Here is a 21,291-nt window from a genome sequence, read left to right on the forward strand (position 1 = left end):
GCCAAAGCTTGGGCCTCACTTTACCTAAACTGGTTTTAAAAAAGAACATGGATGTGGGTGTTATTATCCATACAAGTCGTTTATTGTGGCGTTAGCTGCTCGTAGAACACGAGCATAAGGGATCTTCAATGAGAATCCGTAAATATTGGCCAGTTGTTCGACGTGTTTGGATAACGGTGGGTCTTACTGCGACGTCCGTATTCGTTGTCTGGTCGCTAATTGCGTATCGCGCAGATTCTGAGGCTCTAGCTGCTACTGTCACAGATGATGCCGTTTCTGTCACTTATGATGAAGGCATCTGGCAGTATCGCCCCACGAGGAGTTCGAAATTGGCAACGCTTGTCTTCTTCCCCGGAGCACTGGTAGACCCCAAATCTTACGCTCCTCTCGCCCGTTCTGTAGCAGTGGCAGGGTATCATGTGTTGCTTGTAGAGCTTCCATACCGCGGCGCGTTCGGTGGCGCTGAGTCACCTGAGTTGCGGATGCGGATTGCGGCGGCGTTGACATCGATAACCGAAACCCATTCGGTCGTCGTCGGTGGTCACTCGCGGGGCGCAGTGGTGGCGTCAAGGTTATCAGCACAGTCGTCGGAATATGCCGGAGTGGTACTCATCGGCACATCTCATCCCAGGGATGTAGACCTCAGCAGGCTACAGATACCCGTCACTAAGATCGTCGGTACTCGCGATGGACTCGCGACGCCTGAGAAGGTCGTGAAAAATGCTATTCTCCTTCCAGATAAAACGCGTTGGGTCTGGGTACAAGGCGGTAATCACTCGCAGTTCGGCTGGTACGGTTTTCAACCAATAGATCGGCGGGCTCAAATATCAGCCGCTGATCAGCGAAGAATCATGACGCAAGCGGTTGTTGACCTTATCCAATCGGTTGATAGGAGCAAAACTTAATGGATCGACAGGTAACAATCAATTCCACGTGACCAGCTACGATGGCACGTGAATATGGGCGTTAGCAGCCTTTAAAATTCAGAGTTGTCTTAGATCTTGCACATGTATCATTGAACAGTTAAACTTGTCTTATTTATTGTACAACTATGAGGTGTTTTATGCGTATTGTATCTTTTACAGAAGCTCGAAATAGGCTTAAGTCGGTACTAGACCAAGTTGTAAATGATGTAGATTACACAGTTATAACTCGGAGAGATTCTGAAGACGCAGTTGTAATGTCCATGGATCATTTTAATAGTCTTATGGAAACTGTTCATTTACTTAAATCTCCAGCTAATGCTGCTCATTTATCTAAATCAATTGAGCAGTATAATTCAGGTCAAGTAAAGTCTAGAGACTTAATAGATGGTTAGACAACTTGCATGGACTGATGAAGCTTGGAGTGATTATGTCTACTGGCAAAGCCAAGATAAAAAGACTTTAAAACGTATAAATAAACTAATTAATGACTCCAAGCGTTCTCCATTCGAGGGTATTGGTAAACCTGAGCCATTAAAAGAGAATTTATCTGGTTTTTGGTCTAGACGAATAGATGAAACTAATCGTTTAGTTTATGCAGTATCGGATTCATATTTAATTATAATTTCCTGTCGCTATCACTATTAGCGTTAGCGGCAGCTAACTTAGATCGGTATAAGTTTCAAATATGGATCCAAAGGAGTGAAAATATGCAGGAAAATATCATAAAATCTTCGGTTACGACAATTCAAAATGGTGTTGCACGAGCTGACGGAAAGCTTTCTGTAACTGAAAAAAATATTAATTTTGCCCCCTATAATAAGGAATTAGGGCTTGGTCCATATGAGCTGAAGCGAAGAGAAGTTTCAAAGGTAGAAAAGTGTTTGGGCAAGGGAGGAGGTATCTTTCCTGTAACATCAGACGCGATACAAATTACGCTTGTTGATGGCAGCAGGTATCAATTTATTTTGTCTAATCCAAAAGAGTGGTTAAGTCTGCTAAGTAATTAATCAGCTAACAAAGCACTCAAACGGAAAAATGTAGCTCCCCCCGTTTTAGTGGACACCTCCTCATAACACTGAGGAGGCTAAAATGCCTAAGTATACCCAACCTAAATTCTAGTCAGCTTAGCCACATATCACGCGAGAAACTTAATTCATCGCGTGATATAGCGATTCCTATAAGCCTTTCGTTTAGTTAATCTCCAAATGTAAAGCGTACGCCAGCATTTACGGTGAAACCATCATTTCTTGACCAAATATCAGTTGTCCACCTTCCGCTAGGCGCTTGTTCAAGTAGCGTTAATGGGTCAACTTTAGTTTGTCGCACATTTAACAAGTTTTCAGCATTAACAAACCAGCTTACCCGCCCAATAGTAATTTGACCTAAAAGCCCTAAGTGCCAATAGGCCTCACTTTTCTCACGATAAGGGTTGTTTTCTAGATGTTGTGTGCCGGTATAGTAGGCTTCAAATCCTAATAAATGACTGCCGTGCTCTTCCCACATTACTACAAGACCAGCAGAGTGTTTAGGTGTCAGGGCTAAAGGTACTCGGCTTAAACCTAAGTCGTTTTCTTTCGTAGCATCTGTATATAAATAACTACCGGTAAATTTTATATCTTGCCAGCGATAACGTAGTAATAACTCTGCGCCGCTAATCTTACTTTCTCCTGGGGCATTGACAATGCGTACTTGTTTACCAGAAGTATTATCTATATTTTCTAGCACTTCTAATTCAGTCACGTTATCAATATCTGATGAAAATAGTGTCATGCTTGTTTCTACATTACCTAGTACGTAACTAATATCAATAGAAGCAGTAGATGCTCTCTCTTCATTAAGGTTTTCTATTGGTGCTAAGCGGGATAAACCTGCTTCATCAATATCTTCAATAAAGGGACTTGGTGCGAAGAAACCTTGCCCATATGCGCCCCTTACTGTCCAATTTTCAGGACTATATAATAACGAAATTCGAGGACTAACTTGCGTACCGTATTCACTATGCCAGTCAGCTCTTGCGCTAAAAGACATGGAAATTTCATCATTTGCTTCATAATCTAGCTGTGAAAATAGTCCAGGCACTTGATGAGAATAGTTAAATGTAGAAAAGGTATCAGAGTCAAACTTTTCTGACTGTAGCGCGGCTCCAACAAGCCATGCCGTTTTATCGGAGTAACCTGAAACACTCGACTCAATTAAATAGCTCGCATGATTATCTTCTTCCAAAACAGAGCCAAATTCATGTTCATGATCTTGCCTCATTGCTGAGCCGCGTACGTTTATATTCATGACCTCGCCTAATGGTTGGTCATAAATAAAACCAATATCTGTTCTAAGGGTATTTTGGGTTTGTAGAAAGTGCGTACCGTCTGCCACTTTAGCTCCATCTAACGTACCTCCTTCTCTTTGTTCTTTCATTGCGCCTAAAGTGACGTAAAGGTTTGCGTCATTATCGCCTTGCCAGTATAAGCGCGGACGAATACTTCCTCTTTTGTAACCCGCCATATCAACCCAACCGTCATCGTCTAAGTCTTGCTTTGCTTGGTGATGAACGCCAGCCGTTACTGAAGCACTTAAAGCATCAGTTAAGGGTGATGAAAAATACGATGTAATATCTTGACCATCTTTAGACGTAGCATTAATTAGTACTTCCCCTTCATATTCATCTGAAGGTGTCCGTGAAATTAAATTAATTACGCCACCCAATGCGGAACCACCATAAAGAGAGGACGCTGAACCCTTAATTATTTCAACATTTGCTAGATCAGTCGGTGGGATCTGTAATAAGCCTATTGAAGCGGTTTGTCCGCCATAAAGAGGTAAACCATCACTTAATAATTGGGTATAGCGGCCATAAAGCCCTTGCAACCGAATATTAGCGCTACCTAATGCGGGTGACGTTGTCTGTACTCTAACGCCGCCAGTTTCAGCCACTAACATAGAAATATTACCTGGGCGCATTAATGCTTTTTCTTGAATTTCTTCGCCATTAATAATTTCTGTTCGGGTCGCCGATTCCGTCACAATACGGCCTAAACGAGAAGCTCTTACTTGTATTTTTTCTATTTTGCTTTCAGCATGTTCATGATGTTCATCTTCATGGCCATGCTCTTTTTGATGACCATGCTCTTCATGTTTTTTTTGATGAACATGTTCTTGGTTATTTTTATTTGCGTAGGAAAACGCAGGTATTAACAGTAATACTACTGCCATTTTTAATGACTTTTTAAACATTTTTACCCCGAGTAATGCTTGGTATTATTTTCAGCACAAACGTGCTGACCAGCTTTAAACTAAATTTTTTAATATACATACCAAGCCCTTATAGCCTATTGATTAATAAATCAATTTAGCCGAGTTGGTATTACGTTTTACGAAATAAAAATGGGGGGGCGATAGTGCGGCGTATCAATAGTTTTGGGTTGTTCAGACAGTTGCGTGTAAATGCTTTCACTAAGAACGCTTAAATTTGTTGTAGCAATTTCTGTGTTGATAAATACGATGCTTGTACATGCATTAGCCACACAACTGCAACCAATATCACAACACTCAATTCCGCAACAATCTTCAGAGTTACCGATATGTGAATCATTATAAATAATTAACTCACTATAAATAGAAGTGGAATGTATTTCGTCTGAAGTTTCACAAGGTATAGAGGCATTATAGGCCATTGCTTGTCCAATAAAGACAACAATCATCACCGTTATAATCCATATATTTGTAACTGCTTTAAACATTAACACCTCTGAATAGAATACAGCTATATTCTAAATGCTTCCTATAGATATGTGAACCAAAAATAATTATGCCAATTATTTTCAAATACGATTAATTAAGTCTCCGTGAATTTCTTCTAAACGTCGGCCTCTAGTATCAATACCATTTTTCAATAATATGTAAGCACAAAGGCTTAGAGGGATAGCAAGTATAAAGGCTGACAAGCCTATTTGTTCGAAAAAACCTGCAACTCCTAACAATGCGCCAATTATTCCCCCAACCTTTGAACTAGCAGCAATAAGGCCAGCACCAATACCGCGATGCTGTACTGGGTAAATTTCTGCCGCATAAGGAATAAGCATTGCAATAACACCACTGCTACTGATTAATAAAAGGACAGTTGATAAAATGATCATAGTATTATTAATTTGACCAAGAAAATCACTAAGCACAAAGCAAATAAGGCTTAATGAGGTTAGCATTACAAATAGTACTAATGTTTTGATACTACTCCAACTATGGTAGAGCCAAATAACGGCAAAGATTCCCGGCAAAGCAAAGAGTCCTGATTGTGCTAATAAACCATTCGTTGTATCAGCACTCATTCCCATATCACGCAGATTAGTAGGAAGCCATAACAGAAACCCAAAATTAACCAATCCCCAAGCGGTTCCGGTACCGATCAACGCTAGTGTGATCATTCCATATGGTTTGCGCATAATTTCATAGAAACTTGTTTTTTCAATTTCTAAATGATTTTCAGATGGTGTTTGCGTTGGCTCATCTAGTTCGCCATTGTATTTATGTAATACTGCTTTTGCTTGCTTAATTAAGCCAGCATTAGCTAAAAAACGAGGTGATTCGGGGATATATTTATTTAACATTATAACAAGTAGCCCTGTAGGTAGCCCTAACAGCCACAATGCACGCCAACTAAACAGTGGTTCAAGTATGGCTGCTGCACCAGATGCAACTAAGTAACCTACTGATGTGCCAATACCCCCTAATGCCACAAGTAACCAGCCTCTGTGATGAGCTGGGATCATTTCTGCCATTAAGGTAAAAGTAATAGGTAGTAAACCGCCAGCAGAAAGGCCCATTAAGAAACACATAATTAAATTCCACTGAAAGCTCGGCATAGCACCGCAAATAGCAGTACCAATAAACATCAATGCTGACAACAAAATACTGGCTCTTCGCCCTAATACATCAGCCATTCGCCCCCATAAAACAGAGCCAATTGCCGTTCCCGTTAAAGCAATTAACGCAACAGTACCTACGGCTTCACTACTAATTTTATATTCATGGGTCATACCAGGCATAACAAAACCCAAAGTGGCAGGCTTCATTACGTCAACGATGACAGCAATTAATAATGCTATGACTAATTTAATATGTTCTTTATTTAGTGGGCTATTATCAGCCACATGAAATTGTATAACTTCAGTATTATTATTGACTCGTAAGGTGGCTAATCGTGGCATTAAGCCATAGCAAGAAAATGCCAAGCCAAAAGGGATCATCGCCATGCCAATTAACATGGTGTTATCCATTGGCATACCTGCCATGTGAAAGTTCATATGCGAAGCATGCACAAACATAGGAAGATGAGATAGCACGCCAAAAGTAATTAAAATACAGCCAAACCAAAAGGCAATAGGGTGATGAAATAAGTACTCTTTAGTGCGCACAGCTATTACCTGCAATAGTCAAATAAGCCTAGATGATAGGTTTGATGTTATTAAATTGAATGGATTCTATCAATACAGGTTAATTAGCACTAGTGTTTAAATTAAGAGGATATCCTCAAATGCAACTTCAGCCTTGTTAAGGTAAACCAACGCTTTAACTTTATCACTCAAAGTGTCGGGCCGTTAACAGACAATAACCAGCTTAATACCCCACAATTAATGATTACAGTAAGCCAAAAAACACTTCTAAAGGCTTTTTTTTGTGATTTATGTCGAAGAGTTTGTTGAGCGACAGCCGCACCAGGCCAACCACCTATTAACGCTAAAGTATGCAATGCACTTTCAGATGTACGCCACTCTCCACGCTGGGCTTTAGCTTTATCAACGGCATAAATGATATAGGTAAACATACTACAACCGAAATAATAAAAGACGACTGTCGAAGAAATGATATTAAAGAGAAGAGCAAAGACTAATCCGCTTAAAAATATGATTGAGAGATAAATTGAAAACTGATTAATATTTTTAGCCTGCCTTATTTTTAGCTTTTCACCCGAATAGGTGGCTAAATCAGCACAATATCGTCCTTGCTTATCTTTCGTTATTGAGAAGGTAATAATATCATTAATGTTTGGTGTACGGTTTCGGTTTGAAAACGCATTCTTATGAATAAAAACATGCTCCCCACCACCATTCGGGGCGATAAAGCCAAATGCTTTATCGTTATCCCATTTAATCAACTTCCCTTTCAATCGCATATATTACCTAATATGTAGTTATTTTTTTGGCTTGAGCGCTAATACTTTATTAATATCGTCAACACTGTGTCGTTCGGGTACTTGTTCCCATATTTCTCCCCAAGAACGATTAACAATGCGTCCTCTTACAATAGCCTCTCTTGCCGCCAACAATTTAGCCCAACGAACAACGTTGGTATAACTTTTTACTTGTAAAAACTCTGCAGCATCGTATAGCTCACCAAGTACTAAATTGCCGTACCAAGGCCAAATAGCCATATCAGCAATACTGTAGTTTTCACCAGCGACATAGGTGTTTTGTGCTAATTGTTTATCTAACACATCTAACTGACGTTTGGCTTCCATAGCAAAACGATTAATAGGATATTCTTGTTTTTCATCGGCATAAGCATAAAAATGTCCAAAGCCACCACCTAAGAATGGTGCAGAGCCTTGAGCCCAAAATAACCAATTCAATGTTTGTGTTCGCGCAGCCCCTTCTTTAGGTAAAAATTGCCCAAACTTCTCGGCTAAATGTACTAAAATAGAAGCAGACTCGAATACATTGACATGCTCATCACCTGATTTATCAATTAAAGCCGGAATTTTAGAATTTGGATTTACACTAACAAAACCAGAAGAAAACTGATCTGACTCACCTATATTAATAAGAAAAGCATCATATTCCGCTGCTTTAATACCTAAAGCCAGTAACTCTTCAAGCATAATTGTGACTTTTTGACCATTAGGTGTAGCCAGAGAATACAACTGCAAAGCATGTTGACCTGTTGGTAACGCTTTGTCGAATCTTGCGCCGGCTTCAGGACTATTAATATTCGCCCATTTATTACCGCCGTTGGTGTCATTAACCCATACTTTAGGCGGGGTATATTTATTTGTCATATTCTTTCCTATCGCAACATATTAGATAAACCACTCAATGGCATCAGTGTATTTAGTTATCACTGACAATAAAAGCCCTCATCCGATACTCAATTAATTATTAACTTTATTTTGCTTTAATAAATGTTTAGCTAAGTAGTCAACTAACAGCCTTATTTTGGGCGATAAGTGTCGATTTTGTGGATAAACAGCCCAAATACCTTCATCTGCCTCTCTAACATTATCCAATAATGTGACTAACTTACCACTTTGCACATGCTCTCTAACGTAATAATCTGGAAGTTGGACTATACCCAAACCTTTAAGTGCGGCATCAACTAATGCAAAACCACTGTTGTAACGAAGTTTACCATTTACTTTGATCTGCTTTTCTTTTCCTTCAACAATAAAATGCCAATAATCAAGGGTGCCCAGTAAACAGCTATGCTTATTAAGTTCTGATAATGAATGTGGAAACCCGTATGTTGCTAAATAGCTTGGCGATGCACATAGATAGTTTGTTCGTTGCCCTAGCTTTTTAGCCATAAGCGTAGAATCACTTAATTTACCTAAGCGTATAGCTAAATCGTAACCCTGTTCTACTAAATCTACTTGCTGATTGCTTAAATAGGCGGTTACCTCTACATCGGGATAAATTTTTATAAAATCATTCACTAGCGGTAATATTTGTTGTTCGCCATAGGTAACAGGTGCAGTTAATTTTATTTTTCCTTGAGGCTTTGACTGTAAATTTGTAATGGCTCGTTCAGCAGCATCTAAGCCATCAAGCACACTTCGACAATGCTGATAAAAGACACGCCCTTCCTCAGTCAACGACACTTTTCGCGTGGTACGGTAAAATAGCTTAATACTAAGGCGCTGTTCGAGGGCACTGACTTGTCGACTTACCTGAGCAGTTGATATCCCAATTTGCTTTGAAGCTAAGGTAAAGCTCTCTGTTTCTGCAACATTTACAAATTCGCTGATACCTTCCCACTGCATTATTGTTACCTATATGTAAAAGTGAATTCCAAAAATGAATATTATCATCTCTGAAGAAACAAATATAATACACTACAATCTAAGTGTGATTTTGTTGAATAACAACTCCTAAATAAACGTGAGAACGAATATGTCAGATCAATTTATCAAATCAAAAGCCGCTATTGCTTGGGGTCCTAAGCAACCATTAACTATAGAAGAAGTTGATGTAATGTTACCGCGTAAAGGCGAAGTGTTAGTGAAAATAGTTGCTTCAGGCGTTTGCCACACCGACGCATTTACGTTATCGGGTGAAGATCCTGAAGGAATATTTCCTGCTATTCTAGGTCACGAAGGCGGCGGTATTGTAGAACAAGTCGGCGAAGGCGTAACCAGTGTTAAAGTAGGAGATCATGTTATTCCGCTTTATACGCCAGAATGTGGCGAATGTAAGTTTTGTTTATCAGGTAAAACTAACTTGTGTCAAAAAATTCGTGAAACCCAAGGCAAAGGTTTAATGCCTGACGGTACTACTCGTTTTTATAAAGACGGTGAACCAATTTTTCATTATATGGGCTGCTCTACATTTTCTGAATACACTGTATTACCAGAAATTTCATTAGCGAAAGTCAATAAAGAAGCACCTTTAGAAGAAGTGTGTTTATTGGGTTGTGGCGTTACTACAGGTATGGGCGCTGTAATGAATACTGCAAAAGTAGAAGAAGGCGCAACCGTTGCTATTTTTGGCTTAGGCGGTATTGGGTTGTCAGCGGTAATTGGTGCAACCATGGCAAAAGCAAGTCGTATAATTGCCATTGATATTAATGAAAGTAAATTTGAACTAGCCAAACAATTAGGGGCTACTGACTGCATTAATCCCAAAAATTTCGATAAACCAATACAAGACGTAATTGTAGAGTTAACCGATGGCGGTGTTGATTATTCATTTGAATGCGTCGGTAATGTTAATTTAATGCGTTCAGCACTAGAGTGCTGCCATAAAGGTTGGGGTGAATCCGTGATTATTGGTGTTGCCGGTGCTGGGCAAGAAATATCAACCCGTCCTTTTCAATTAGTCACCGGACGAGTATGGCGTGGTACTGCTTTTGGCGGCGTTAAAGGTCGTACAGAGTTACCAGACTATGTAGAGCGCTATTTAGCCGGTGAATTTAAGTTAAGCGACTTTATTACGCATACCATGTCACTTGAAGACATTAACGACTCTTTTGAACTCATGCATAAAGGTGAAAGTATTCGCACCGTTATCCATTTTGATAAATAGTTTATTGTATTGAAATAGTTTTTAAACCTAACGAACATTTCCCGCCAGTATGTAACTATACAAAGGCGGGCATTAAAGGGTTAATCATGACCATTGAAAACTTAAGCATAAATAAATCTTTTGGTGGCTGGCATAAGCAGTATAGTCATCACTCGAAAACATTAAATTGCACCATGCGTTTTGCGATATACATACCGCCACAAGCATCGAATGAGCATAAAGTCCCTGTGCTTTATTGGCTGTCAGGGCTCACATGCACTGATGAAAACTTTATGCAAAAAGCAGGAGCACAACGCTTAGCCGCCGAGCTAGGCATTGCTATTGTCGCTCCTGACACAAGCCCTAGAGGTGAAGACGTAGCAAATGATGAGGGTTACGACTTAGGCCAAGGAGCCGGATTTTATGTGAATGCCACTCAAGCGCCTTGGAAGCAGCATTATCAAATGTATGACTATGTCGTAAAAGAATTACCCTCACTAATTGAAGCAACATTTCCGGTTTCAGATAAGCGTTCAATTAGTGGCCATTCTATGGGGGGGCATGGCGCTCTTACTATCGCAATGCAAAATCCTGAACAATATCGCTCGGTATCAGCATTTAGCCCTATATGTAACCCAATCAACTGTAGTTGGGGACAAAAGGCATTTACCACTTATTTAGGTAAAGACAAATCAAACTGGCTACAATATGACGCAAGTGAGCTAATGAAAAAAGCCACAGTATATGTACCGGCTAAGGTAGATCAAGGTCAAGATGATAGTTTCCTCGTGGAGCAATTAAAACCAGAAATTTTAAATGCTGCAGCTAAAGTAAGTAATTACCCTTTAGTGTTAAATTTACATGAAGGTTATGATCACAGCTATTACTTTATTGCTTCATTTATTGATGAACACATTCGTTTTCATGCACAGCATTTAACATAGTTAAAAATATAGCCCTGCTATTGAATTATTCGAGAGCAGGGCTATTAAATGAAAGCGCCTAAACTTTATAATCTAAACCTTGCTAACCTCAAGAGTAATATGCGAAATCTCTGGTAATATTTTTTGTATTTTCAGTTTGTAATCGCTTAACGTATCAGTATTTTTAATCTCTAAAGACAAAATAAGTGCTTGATGTGCTGGGGCAATACGCCATAAATGAATGTCTCGAATTGTTACACCCTTTTCTGCATTAATCACCTCAACTATTGTTTTTAAAGCGGATTTATCATCTGATTTATCCAGCAACACTTCACTGGATTCTTTCATTAGGCCATAAGACCAACGAGCAATGACAATTGCGCCAATAATACCAACTAAAGCATCCATCCAAATGAGGCCAAAATACTTACCTGCTAACAAAGCCACAATTGCTAATAAGGAAGTTAATGTATCTGCTAATACATGAAAGTAAGCCGCTTTCAAATTATGATCATGATGATGGTCGTGGGTATGTTTATCACTATGTTTGTGATGATGATCATGGTGGTGATCATCATGGAGCACGAATACAGAGACCACATTAACAGCCAAGCCTATTATTGTGACGGCAATTGCTTGGTTAAAAAGGATGGGTTGTGGCTCAAGTATTCGGTGAACCGACTCTACTACCATTAATAAAGCGACAATACCTAATGCTATTGCACTGGTAAATCCCCCTAAATAATTCACCTTACCAGTACCAAAGCTAAACGCCTGATTATTGGCGTGCTTTTTTGCGTAAGCATAAGTAAACATGGTAATTAAAAAGGCTGCTGAATGAGTACCCATATGCCAACCGTCAGCAAGTAAGGCCATTGATCCCGACCAAATTCCGGCTGATATTTCAAGCACCATGACAATGGTTGTTAGCCAAAACACCTTTTTCACTTTGTTGGCATTGTGTTTATTATCTACGCCAAAATTATGAGAGTGTTGCCATTGAATACTTTTATTATCTTTCATTGAATATCCATAATATGGTTGATCCTACTTTCAAATAGCATCTATTATTAACTTGAAATATACTATACCCTAGTATACTATATTTCAAGTAAGGTAGACCTATGGCACATACTGTAACAGATAGAAAAAAATTGCTTAATCGCGTAAAACGCATTAAAGGTCAGTCTATTGCTTTAGAAAATACCTTGGAAAATGAACCTGATTGCATGGCCGTATTACAACAAGTAGCTGCAATTAAAGGCGCGGTAAATGGTTTAATGAAGGAAGTATTAGAAGGGCATTTACGTGAACACTTAGGTGCAGAAGACTTAAGTAAAGACCAGCGCTTAGAAGAAGTAGAACAAGTTATATCAATTCTTAAAAGTTATTTAAAATAGGCAGATTTTCAATGTTACTTGAAGTACTTGCTCTCGCTATTGCATTAAGTATGGATGCCTTTGCCGTATCTCTTAGCTTAGGAGCAAAACGAACCCAACCAGTAATGTCGGTGGCCATATTAAGCGCGATATATTTTGGTTTATTTCAAGCCATTATGCCATTAATAGGATACGCTGGCGGCATGGGTATATTGGGTTGGGTTGAACATTACGCCCCTTGGATTGCTTTTGTTTTATTAATCGCTATTGGCAGTAAAATGATTTATGAGTCATTCGGTGATCACGACAACCGTGCAATTAGCAAAATTACACATAAGTTAATGTTTATCCTTGCAATTGCCACAAGCATTGATGCTATGGCAGCTGGTTTTACACTCACATTAATCGACTTTGATCCTTATTTTTCTTGTTTTCTTATCGGTATTACTACATTTGTTTTTAGTGGTGTCGGCGTATACATAGGTAAAATAAGTGGCACTTGGTTAGAGAGTAAAGCCGAGTTCTTTGGTGGATTAGTATTAATATTTATAGGCATAAAAATATTAATATTTTAGTAACGTTAAAATATGTTAACTACAACAAACCACTGACGTTAACTCACCTCTAAATCAATTGCCTAACAGCTCTCTGTATAACTAGGATTAAATTTGAAAACTGCACATTTGTTGCACACTATTAAACTATGATAAACCACTTTTGTGTTGATGCTATATAACAATTCTCATTTTACTAAGGTGCTTAATATTTAATGAAAATACAAAACAAACTGTTCTTAATTCTTTTCAGTTTTAGTTTGTTTCTAATTGCCATACTTATTTTGGTGATTCAGTGGAGCATAGGTAAAGGCATGGTGGATTATGTCAATTCCAAAGAGATTCAAGCTTTAGCACCAACCATTGCGAAATTAAGTCAAATATATCAACAAGAGAATAGCTGGCGTGTTATGGAAAATAAACACCAAGGATTCCACCAATTAATCTCTAAACAATTAGAGGGTAGCGCGTTTTCCCCTAGACCGATTAACCCAATGCCAAGATATAATGATTTCCATGAAAGACCTCCTATTGGCGCACCAATTGAAAAAAACAACCGGCTTCATGGCAATGAAACTCGTAGAATACCACCTCCACCAAAAGAGAATATGGCGTTATACGCATTACTCAACAATGAAGGAGATATTGTTGCTGGACGATATATAGAATCTATTGATTACAGTAAAACTCCAATAAAAATTGATACTAAAACCATTGGCTACTTAGCTGTTTCTAAACGAAAGCATTTAACCGAAGGTTACGAAGTTGATTTTTTAGAACAACAAAGGAGTTATTTATGGCTCATAGCTATGCTCTCTATGGGTCTAGTAGCACTAATAACCTTTCCGTTATCTCGCCATGTAGTTGAACCAATAAAGCTGATTGCCAAAGGTATGCACAAATTAACACAAGGAGAATATCAACAGTCGATTGATTTAAAACGTAAAGATGAATTAGGTGAATTAAGTAGAGACTACAATGAATTAGCATTAACGCTCTCAGAGAATGATAAGGCCAGAAAACGTTGGCTGGCGAATATTTCACATGAACTTAGAACACCTGTTGCAATATTAAGAGGTGAATTAGAAGCGATGCTTGATGATGTTAGACCGATAACCAAGTCTAATATTGCATCGGCAGCAGACGAAGTTAAGCATTTACAACACCTTATTGATGATTTAAGCCTGCTAACCAGTACTGATATTGGCGGTATGCGTTATCGCAAACAAAATGAAAACCTTACTGCGGTGCTAACCTCTGAATTAGACAAATATGATAGTTATTTATCAAATGCTGGAATAACCCTTACACGAGACATTACAACTAAAAACATCATCACCTTTATTGATAAAACCCGATTATTTCAATTGCTTGAAAATATAATAAATAATTGTATTAAGTATTCACATGCAACTGAATTCAAGCTTTCTTTAACATATAAAAATGCAAATAATATGGCAATATTAACATTAGAAGACAACGGAAATGGTGTCGACAAAAAACATATGCCTCATTTATTTGAATACTTATATCGTGTTGATGATTCAAGAAATCGCAGCATGGGCGGTTCAGGATTAGGGTTATCTATTTGTCACAACATTGTAATGGCACACCAAGGGGATATTAAAGCAGAAATATCATCGTTAGGGGGATTAGCTATTATTATTCAATTGCCTGCAACTTGACCCCCAACGAATTTATTTGATCGACTAGTAGAATAACTTCCCACTATTTATTAATTTTGCTTGCTAAGGTTTAAGTTATGCCACATAAAATACTTATTGTAGAAGACGAAATTAAGCTTGCACAATTGTTAGCTGATTACTTTAAGCAAGCAGAATATACTCCACATATGATTCATCATGGTGATGAAGTGCTTGCTTGGGTGAAAGATAATCAGCCAGATGCGATTTTACTCGACATTATGCTACCAGGTAAAAATGGTATTGAGATATGTAAACAATTAAGACAATTTTCAAATATTCCCATTTTAATGGTAACCGCAAAAGTTGAAGAAATTGACCGTTTAATTGGCCTTGAACTTGGGGCTGATGACTATATTTGCAAGCCTTTTAGCCCACGTGAAGTTGTTGCACGAGTCAAAACAGTTTTAAGACGTACACAATCGGTTGAAATAATATCTGACGGTTTACAACTCGATGAACACCGTCTTATAGCAAGCTTTCAACAAAATAGTGTTGAATTAACCTCTGTTGAATTTCAATTATTGAAACCTTTAGTTGCAAAGCCCGAACGTATATTTACCCGCGAGCAACTTATGCAAAATATGTATTCAGATCATCGCATAGTCAATAACCGCACTATTGATAGTCATATAAAAAAATTACGCAAGAAACTCATGCTCATTAGTGATGGAAAAGAATGGATTCATTCCGTATATGGCACTGGTTATCGACTAGTAATGTAAGCAACTAGACGAGATACCTGCTATCAAATAGCTCTAATTGTGAAACTTCCTTTATTCTTGCACATTGTTTGCAAATTCACTTGTTACTCTTTTTTGTAAGTTCAAATTAAGTTTAATGATAGGAATGATGATGAAAATAAACACAAGCAAGATAGTCATATTTATTGCGCTTTTATTGTCTGTATCTAGTTACGCAGAAAGTAAAAACGAAACCCAAGAAGAGCGACCTCCAAGACCGACTTTTGAATCAATTGATACTAATTCTGATACTGATATTGATATAGATGAATTTTCAGCTCAAAAAATGCCACAGGGAGATCCCCAGGTTATTTTTGATTTAATTGATACAGACAATAACGGCGTGATCAGTAAGGAAGAGTTCACCAATCATAAACCTCCACGTCCACAAAAGCCTAGAGGGAAAAGAAATGACTAGTACAATACAAAATACAATGAATACAGGCATACAAATGCCATCATCAAACCAGTCAAATTATTCATTAACACAGAGTCAACAGTCATTAATTTCAGAAACCCTTTCTGAATTTGATTTAGACAATTTAACTGAATCCGATGCGGTATCTATTATAGAAACCTTCTCTGAAGCTGGTATCAAGCCAAGTGCTGCATTAGAAAAAACGCTGTCTGAATTGGGGATTGATGCCAAATCGCTTGGTGACCTAGCTAATGTGTCTGAAAAAGGTAATAGACCACCACCGCCACCGAAACAAAGTACAGATGAAATTAGTTCTATGGTTGATTATTTAACTGAACTACTTGAAGAAACTTTATCTGCAAGTGATACCGGTAAGCTAAGTGAAGAAGATAAAGAATCAATTTTAGCCAAGGTATTTGAAGAATTTAACATAGAAGAAGGTGATTCGATTATCAATACGACCGCATAGCCCATTCCTTGTTTTAAAAGGCTGTTGAGCTGTTATAAAATTACCGACAGAATCATCAGCCAACCTTTTCCTAATAACACTCTTCGTCCTTTTTTACAATTAAAACTAGTTTGTAGTCTAACTAGTTTTAATTGTAAAAATAACCGTAGAAACAATAATAAACAAACAGTATAAATCACAAGTTTGCTGGAATTAGTTAGTTTTGTTAATATTCTAATAGGTGTCTATTTAAAATTAACTTATTTTATCAGCAGCTGTAGTGCATCAATCTTGGTTCTTAATGCACTTATATAATAGATATTACCATCGTTACTTTATTACTAAAGAACAACTTGATAATTTAAACACATAGTTTAAATAGCTAAACGGAATATAACGTGAATATCGAAAGCGAATTATCGTCAAGGGAAGCACTGAAGGAAAGCATTCAAACATTATCAGAACAACTAAATGAATGTTTTTTAACTCATTCTATACAAATGCTAATGCACGAACGTGCCAAACACTTCGATCAATTACTTACTAACCTTTGGCAACAGTACCAACTTAACGAGAATAACATTTCCTTAAATGCCGTTGGTGGTTATGGACGCCAAGCGTTACACCCATATTCTGATATTGATTTAGCGATTATCTACGATGGCAAACTATCAGCAAATCAACAAGAAAACCTCTCTTTATTTCTGACAAAACTTTGGGATTTTGGCGTCGATATAGGCCATTCAGTTCGTTCAATAAAAGAATCGGTTCAAGCCGCTAAAAACGATATTACAATTGCGACTAACCTGCTCGATATTCGTAAGTTAATTGGTTCAGATCTTCATAGTGAAACTATCAGGGACAATTTATATCAAAATAAGTTATGGACTAGTCAATCTTTCTATCAAGCAAAAATTGCCGAACAAACAGCCCGTCACGAAAAAGCACAAGACACATCGTTATACTTAGAGCCTAATTTAAAAAACAATCCTGGTGGTTTGCGTGATGCGCATACAATTATGTGGATTGCTCAAAAACATTTTTCTGTCGAAAATGCTCATGCACTTCGCAGTACGGGCTTTTTACAACGCGATGAGCTTGCCGAACTCAATGAATCTTACGACTTTATTTGTCGTGTCCGCTGGGCGTTACATTCAGTCACAGATAGCGCCCAAGAGTCTTTATTATTTGAACATCAAGCAGATGTCGCTGAGTTTATGCATTTTGGCAGTGGCGACAATAGCCAAACCGCCATTGAACGTATGATGAAACAACTTTACCGAGCAATGACACGTGTGCGTGAGTTAAATCAAATGATCAGCGATTCTTTCAAATTAGACACCCTAAACGAAAGGGCTAAAGCAAAAGATACCATAATAGACGAATACTTTATGGTGAGAAATAATCTTATTGAAGCGCAATTTGAACATGTATTTATTAATAAACAACAAGTTATTCGCTTATTTAAATTAATTGCTGATAATAAAAATATTGATGGCATTGCACCACAAACATTAAGACTACTTCGACAAACTCGCCGCGGATTATTAGGGGAATTACAAGATTACCAAGGGTGTAGAGAAGAGTTTCTAGCCATTCTTACGCACCCTACTGGCACACAAAAAGCCTTAGCGCTTATGCATCGTTATAGTATTTTAGCGTCATATTTTCCGCAGTGGCGTTTAATTGAAGGTCAAATGCAATTTGATATGCATAATGCGTATACCGTTGATGAACATTCTTTTAAAACACTACAAATTATTGACTCATTTAAGCGAAGGAAGGACAAAACAAGTTTAGCTTATTCAGTTTGTCGAAGTATTAAAGATGAATTAGCACTCAAATTTGCCGCATTATTCCATCATTTATCAGGTAAGCAAGCCATTGATAAGAATAAATTAAGCGCTATGCAGGCTAAAGAAATTGCCGACTTACACCAGTTAAAAAGCTCAACTAAAAATAGGATTCACTGGTTAATTGCCAATCAAGATTTGCTTATTTCAGCAATACAAACTCAAAACATAAATGAACCAGAGGAAATTAAGCGGCTTGCACAGCTTATTGGTTCTCAAGAAAAGTTAAACGCCTTATATATTTTAACCATGGCCGATATGATGGCAACCAACGAGAATTACTTTAATGACTGGCACGAATATCAATTAAATCAAATGTATATGTTTATTCGTGATGCTTTGAGCCAAGGATTAGAAAATATTTTTGCCGCACGGCAGGTTATTCGTGAAAATAAACAAGATGCTAAAAAATTACTCAATGAATTAGCAATAAACGAAGAGCAAGTAGCCGCTTTTTGGTCAGTCCTACCGAATAACTTTTTTAGTCATAATACACTCCATGACATTGTAAGTATTACCGAGACTATCGCCCAACAGCCAACAGAACAAAGCGTTTTTGCGATCGAAAACAGTGAGCAAAACATCACCTCACTAGTAGTATACACACTAGATAGGCCTAAACTTTTCCTCGATTTATTTAAAACTTTTTCAAGCTCTAAACTGAGAGTCAAAGATGCACAAATAATGCGCACAAAGAATAACTACGCATTAGAAATTTTTAGATTGCTCGATCATGATGATGAAGCAATTGATGATGAATATCGATTAAAATCAGTCATTAAGCGTATTGAACAAACGGTAGAGAATGAATTTACTCCTTCAACGTTAAGTACACCATTATCGGTGAGGAATTTTGAGCATACACCACACATTGAGTTGCTTAAAACAACAAGAAAGAATAAAGCTTTGCTTAAAGTTAACACGTTAGATGATCCAAGTTATATTGAGCAGATTTGCCAAATACTTGCCAAACATAACTTTTTTATCCATTCAGCAAAAATTAGTACATTAGGTGAAACAACTGAGAATGTATTTTTGGTTTCTCACGCAGATACTGATGCAGAACAACAAGTAATCGAGCATCAAAAACTGGTAGAATTATTGGAAAAAGAAATTTTATAAGCCGTGTTAATTAAAGCATTGAACATGCCATAATGTTAAGCTTTATCTACAATACTGTTATCCATTGAAGCAATTTCTAACACTGGTGAAGCATCTATTTCATTCGCGTCCATCATAGTAGCGATGCGTTGCATTGACGATAAAAGTAACGATTGTTCCCAGCTTTCTAATGAACAAAACTTATCGATAAAATGTTCTTGTAGAGGTTGTGGTGACCCGACTAAACATACTTCTCCTGCTTCAGATAAAAACAACTCTACACGTCTTTTGTCGGTTAAACTTCTCACTCTTTTTATCAGATCTCGTTTTTCTAATCGATCTAAGATATTTGTTACCGTAGCGGCACTTAAATTAATATTTTTAGCGATAATACTCGCCGTAACACCTGAAACTTGTGAAATTTCTTTCATTATCAATAATTGAGGTCCTGTTAACCCTGAAGACTTATTAAGTTGTTTAGAGTGTAGATCTATCGCTCGAATAACCTTGCGAATAGAAACAAGTAGCTCTTCGTATTTTTCCATGAGACATAACTAAATGATTTAAATTCTTAGTTTTAGAATAACATTTGTGTGATAGCTTGTAACTTTTAATTACCCCTTTCATTTTATATGAGCGTTGTTATTACTTTAAAGGGATAATTTTAATCAAATCGCCAGATTTAGGCCGTAGCTCCCTCAATCAATAATTGGCTTTTTCCTTTATTCATTGCCCCATTAAGCACTTCAACTGCTTTCGCCAAAGATTCATGAATTCCGTCACCGGTATCTGTTACTAATCCACCAATACTCACAGTAAAGTTAATATTGATATTTCCAAATTTAACACTTCTTTTTCCTGAGTCAGCTTGCAACTTTTTCAATTTTTCAAGAATACCACTCGACTTTTCATCTACGGAAAAAATAGCAAATTCAGCGCCACTTAACCGAGCAACAATATCATCCTCAGAAAAGCTTTCGGATAATAATGAGGCGAATGAAATAAGTACTTCATCGCCTGCTTCATGTTTGTGTTTATCATTTATGCTTTTAAAATCATCAATATGAACTACTGCTAACACTTTTATTAAATCAGATATTTCTAAATTGTTTAATTGCTTACTTACACGTTCTACAAAATAACGACGATTTGAAATTGACGTTAAATAATCACTATTAACAGCAGATTCAATCTCTTCTATATATTGTAATTTTTCAATGTTTTGGATAACGCGACAATAAAACTCTTCCGGACAAAAAGGAGCTCTCAAAAAATCATCGGCACCATTTTTGATAAAGCGAGCCGATTGGTAATTACCTTTTGAATTAGAAACTCCTATGATAATCATTTCAGTTCTTGAAAATTTTCGTCTAATTCTCTGCACTAATTCAACACCATCCATACCTGGCATTTCATGATTGGTTATCACGAGTTTTATATCTTCTTTTTCATCTAATGCTTTTAGTGCTTTCGTGCCATCGGAAACACAATATACAGTAAAGTTTCGACGCAATAACAATTGTTGAATATGATTACGGCCAGTTAATGAGTCATCAACGACTAAAACGCCAATTTTATGATTTGTTAATTGCCCATGAAGAAGCATCATAAGGTAATGATAAGCTTGAGAGTTTTCTTTTGTAACGTAATCAACAATAGGGAAATTTAATAGCTTTTTATGGGTATTATCATCCATTCGACCCGTCATAATAATTGCGGGAATGTCATGCTCAATAATGAAAGGGATGACTTCGCCATCAGACGCATCAGGTAAGCCATAATCGAGTGTGGCTACAAAAAAGTTATGATCTTTAGCAAGTAGCTTTTTAACTTCAGACAAAGAATGAGCAATAGTGACATCATAACCTACAGACTTAGCCATATGTTCGATAACCAAAGCGATGGGTTTACTGTCTTCTACTATCAATAAACGTTTTTTCAACATTTTATTCCTAGAACCATAGTCCATATAAC

General features: G+C 37.4%; 22 protein-coding genes. 13 read left to right on the top strand and 9 right to left on the bottom strand.

The window, feature by feature from the left end:
* Positions 1–128: 128 nt before the first annotated feature.
* The 4 genes from IE155_RS08545 (at position 129) to IE155_RS08560 (ending at position 1,933) form a co-directional block, all read left to right on the top strand.
* Complete coding sequence (locus tag IE155_RS08545) at positions 129–905, top strand: alpha/beta family hydrolase (RefSeq protein ID WP_189377836.1); 777 nt, start codon at positions 129–131, stop codon at positions 903–905.
* Between the two features lie 158 nt (positions 906–1,063).
* The gene (locus IE155_RS08550) at positions 1,064–1,318 is read left to right on the top strand and encodes a type II toxin-antitoxin system Phd/YefM family antitoxin (RefSeq protein ID WP_189377837.1); all 255 of its coding nucleotides are present in this window, start codon (positions 1,064–1,066) and stop codon (positions 1,316–1,318) included.
* Positions 1,311–1,571: a Txe/YoeB family addiction module toxin gene (locus IE155_RS08555; RefSeq protein WP_189377838.1), complete on the top strand. Its 261-nt coding sequence runs from the start codon at positions 1,311–1,313 to the stop codon at positions 1,569–1,571. The genes IE155_RS08550 and IE155_RS08555 overlap by 8 nt, the downstream gene beginning before the upstream one ends.
* Before the next feature lie 62 nt (positions 1,572–1,633).
* Entirely contained in the window at positions 1,634–1,933 is a 300-nt protein-coding gene (locus IE155_RS08560; protein WP_189377839.1) for a hypothetical protein, read from the top strand.
* 187 nt (positions 1,934–2,120) lie between these two features.
* Here the strand turns inward: IE155_RS08560 and IE155_RS08565 are convergent, their stop codons facing one another.
* The 6 genes from IE155_RS08565 to IE155_RS08590 all read right to left on the bottom strand — a co-directional run bounded on the left by IE155_RS08565 (position 2,121) and on the right by IE155_RS08590 (position 8,955).
* Entirely contained in the window at positions 2,121–4,157 is a 2,037-nt protein-coding gene (locus IE155_RS08565) for a TonB-dependent receptor plug domain-containing protein (RefSeq protein ID WP_189377840.1), read from the bottom strand.
* 137 nt (positions 4,158–4,294) lie between these two features.
* Positions 4,295–4,663: a hypothetical protein gene (locus IE155_RS08570; RefSeq protein WP_189377841.1), complete on the bottom strand. Its 369-nt coding sequence runs from the start codon at positions 4,661–4,663 to the stop codon at positions 4,295–4,297.
* A gap of 81 nt (positions 4,664–4,744) precedes the next feature.
* Complete coding sequence (locus IE155_RS08575; RefSeq protein ID WP_189377842.1) at positions 4,745–6,334, bottom strand: MFS transporter; 1,590 nt, start codon at positions 6,332–6,334, stop codon at positions 4,745–4,747.
* Positions 6,335–6,501: 167 nt separating this feature from the next.
* Positions 6,502–7,092, bottom strand: a complete 591-nt coding sequence (locus IE155_RS08580) for a DUF1294 domain-containing protein (protein WP_189377843.1) — start codon at positions 7,090–7,092, stop codon at positions 6,502–6,504.
* An 18-nt stretch (positions 7,093–7,110) separates the two neighbouring features.
* Positions 7,111–7,974 (bottom strand): glutathione-dependent disulfide-bond oxidoreductase, encoded by an 864-nt coding sequence (gene yghU, locus IE155_RS08585; RefSeq protein ID WP_189377844.1) that lies wholly within the window; start codon positions 7,972–7,974, stop codon positions 7,111–7,113.
* Between the two features lie 93 nt (positions 7,975–8,067).
* Complete coding sequence (locus IE155_RS08590) at positions 8,068–8,955, bottom strand: LysR family transcriptional regulator (RefSeq protein ID WP_189377845.1); 888 nt, start codon at positions 8,953–8,955, stop codon at positions 8,068–8,070.
* Positions 8,956–9,085: 130 nt separating this feature from the next.
* Between IE155_RS08590 and IE155_RS08595 the strand changes: the two genes are divergently transcribed.
* Both IE155_RS08595 and fghA read left to right on the top strand, forming a co-directional pair.
* Positions 9,086–10,216 carry an S-(hydroxymethyl)glutathione dehydrogenase/class III alcohol dehydrogenase gene (locus tag IE155_RS08595; RefSeq protein WP_308433824.1) on the top strand — a complete coding sequence of 377 codons (1,131 nt, stop codon included), beginning with the start codon at positions 9,086–9,088 and terminating at the stop codon, positions 10,214–10,216.
* Positions 10,217–10,302: 86 nt separating this feature from the next.
* Positions 10,303–11,139 (top strand): S-formylglutathione hydrolase, encoded by an 837-nt coding sequence (gene fghA, locus IE155_RS08600; protein WP_189377846.1) that lies wholly within the window; start codon positions 10,303–10,305, stop codon positions 11,137–11,139.
* Between the two features lie 72 nt (positions 11,140–11,211).
* On the opposite strand, the gene dmeF is transcribed toward fghA, so the two are convergent.
* Positions 11,212–12,141, bottom strand: a complete 930-nt coding sequence (dmeF, locus tag IE155_RS08605) for a CDF family Co(II)/Ni(II) efflux transporter DmeF (protein ID WP_189377847.1) — start codon at positions 12,139–12,141, stop codon at positions 11,212–11,214.
* A gap of 101 nt (positions 12,142–12,242) precedes the next feature.
* On the opposite strand from dmeF, the gene IE155_RS08610 reads away from it, so the two are divergent.
* The 7 genes from IE155_RS08610 (at position 12,243) to glnD (ending at position 19,338) form a co-directional block, all read left to right on the top strand.
* Positions 12,243–12,518 carry a metal/formaldehyde-sensitive transcriptional repressor gene (locus tag IE155_RS08610; protein ID WP_189377848.1) on the top strand — a complete coding sequence of 92 codons (276 nt, stop codon included), beginning with the start codon at positions 12,243–12,245 and terminating at the stop codon, positions 12,516–12,518.
* 11 nt (positions 12,519–12,529) lie between these two features.
* Positions 12,530–13,072, top strand: a complete 543-nt coding sequence (locus IE155_RS08615; protein WP_229817163.1) for a manganese efflux pump MntP — start codon at positions 12,530–12,532, stop codon at positions 13,070–13,072.
* Positions 13,073–13,266: 194 nt separating this feature from the next.
* Positions 13,267–14,736: an ATP-binding protein gene (locus IE155_RS08620; protein ID WP_189377849.1), complete on the top strand. Its 1,470-nt coding sequence runs from the start codon at positions 13,267–13,269 to the stop codon at positions 14,734–14,736.
* A 77-nt stretch (positions 14,737–14,813) separates the two neighbouring features.
* Complete coding sequence (locus IE155_RS08625) at positions 14,814–15,479, top strand: response regulator (RefSeq protein WP_189377850.1); 666 nt, start codon at positions 14,814–14,816, stop codon at positions 15,477–15,479.
* A 130-nt stretch (positions 15,480–15,609) separates the two neighbouring features.
* Positions 15,610–15,915 carry an EF-hand domain-containing protein gene (locus IE155_RS08630; RefSeq protein WP_189377851.1) on the top strand — a complete coding sequence of 102 codons (306 nt, stop codon included), beginning with the start codon at positions 15,610–15,612 and terminating at the stop codon, positions 15,913–15,915.
* Positions 15,908–16,384, top strand: coding sequence for a hypothetical protein (locus IE155_RS08635; RefSeq protein WP_189377852.1), 477 nt, complete (start codon positions 15,908–15,910; stop codon positions 16,382–16,384). Before IE155_RS08630 ends, IE155_RS08635 begins: the two co-directional genes overlap by 8 nt.
* A gap of 377 nt (positions 16,385–16,761) precedes the next feature.
* Positions 16,762–19,338: a [protein-PII] uridylyltransferase gene (gene glnD, locus IE155_RS08640; RefSeq protein ID WP_189377853.1), complete on the top strand. Its 2,577-nt coding sequence runs from the start codon at positions 16,762–16,764 to the stop codon at positions 19,336–19,338.
* A 35-nt stretch (positions 19,339–19,373) separates the two neighbouring features.
* Here glnD and IE155_RS08645 read toward each other — a convergent pair whose 3' ends face one another.
* Both IE155_RS08645 and IE155_RS08650 read right to left on the bottom strand, forming a co-directional pair.
* Positions 19,374–19,862 (bottom strand): MarR family winged helix-turn-helix transcriptional regulator, encoded by a 489-nt coding sequence (locus tag IE155_RS08645; RefSeq protein WP_189377854.1) that lies wholly within the window; start codon positions 19,860–19,862, stop codon positions 19,374–19,376.
* Between the two features lie 137 nt (positions 19,863–19,999).
* The gene (locus tag IE155_RS08650) at positions 20,000–21,262 is read right to left on the bottom strand and encodes a GGDEF domain-containing response regulator (RefSeq protein ID WP_189377855.1); all 1,263 of its coding nucleotides are present in this window, start codon (positions 21,260–21,262) and stop codon (positions 20,000–20,002) included.
* Positions 21,263–21,291: the final 29 nt, after the last annotated feature.

This window comes from Thalassotalea profundi, assembly GCF_014653195.1.
Classification (GTDB): domain Bacteria; phylum Pseudomonadota; class Gammaproteobacteria; order Enterobacterales; family Alteromonadaceae; genus Thalassotalea_B; species Thalassotalea_B profundi.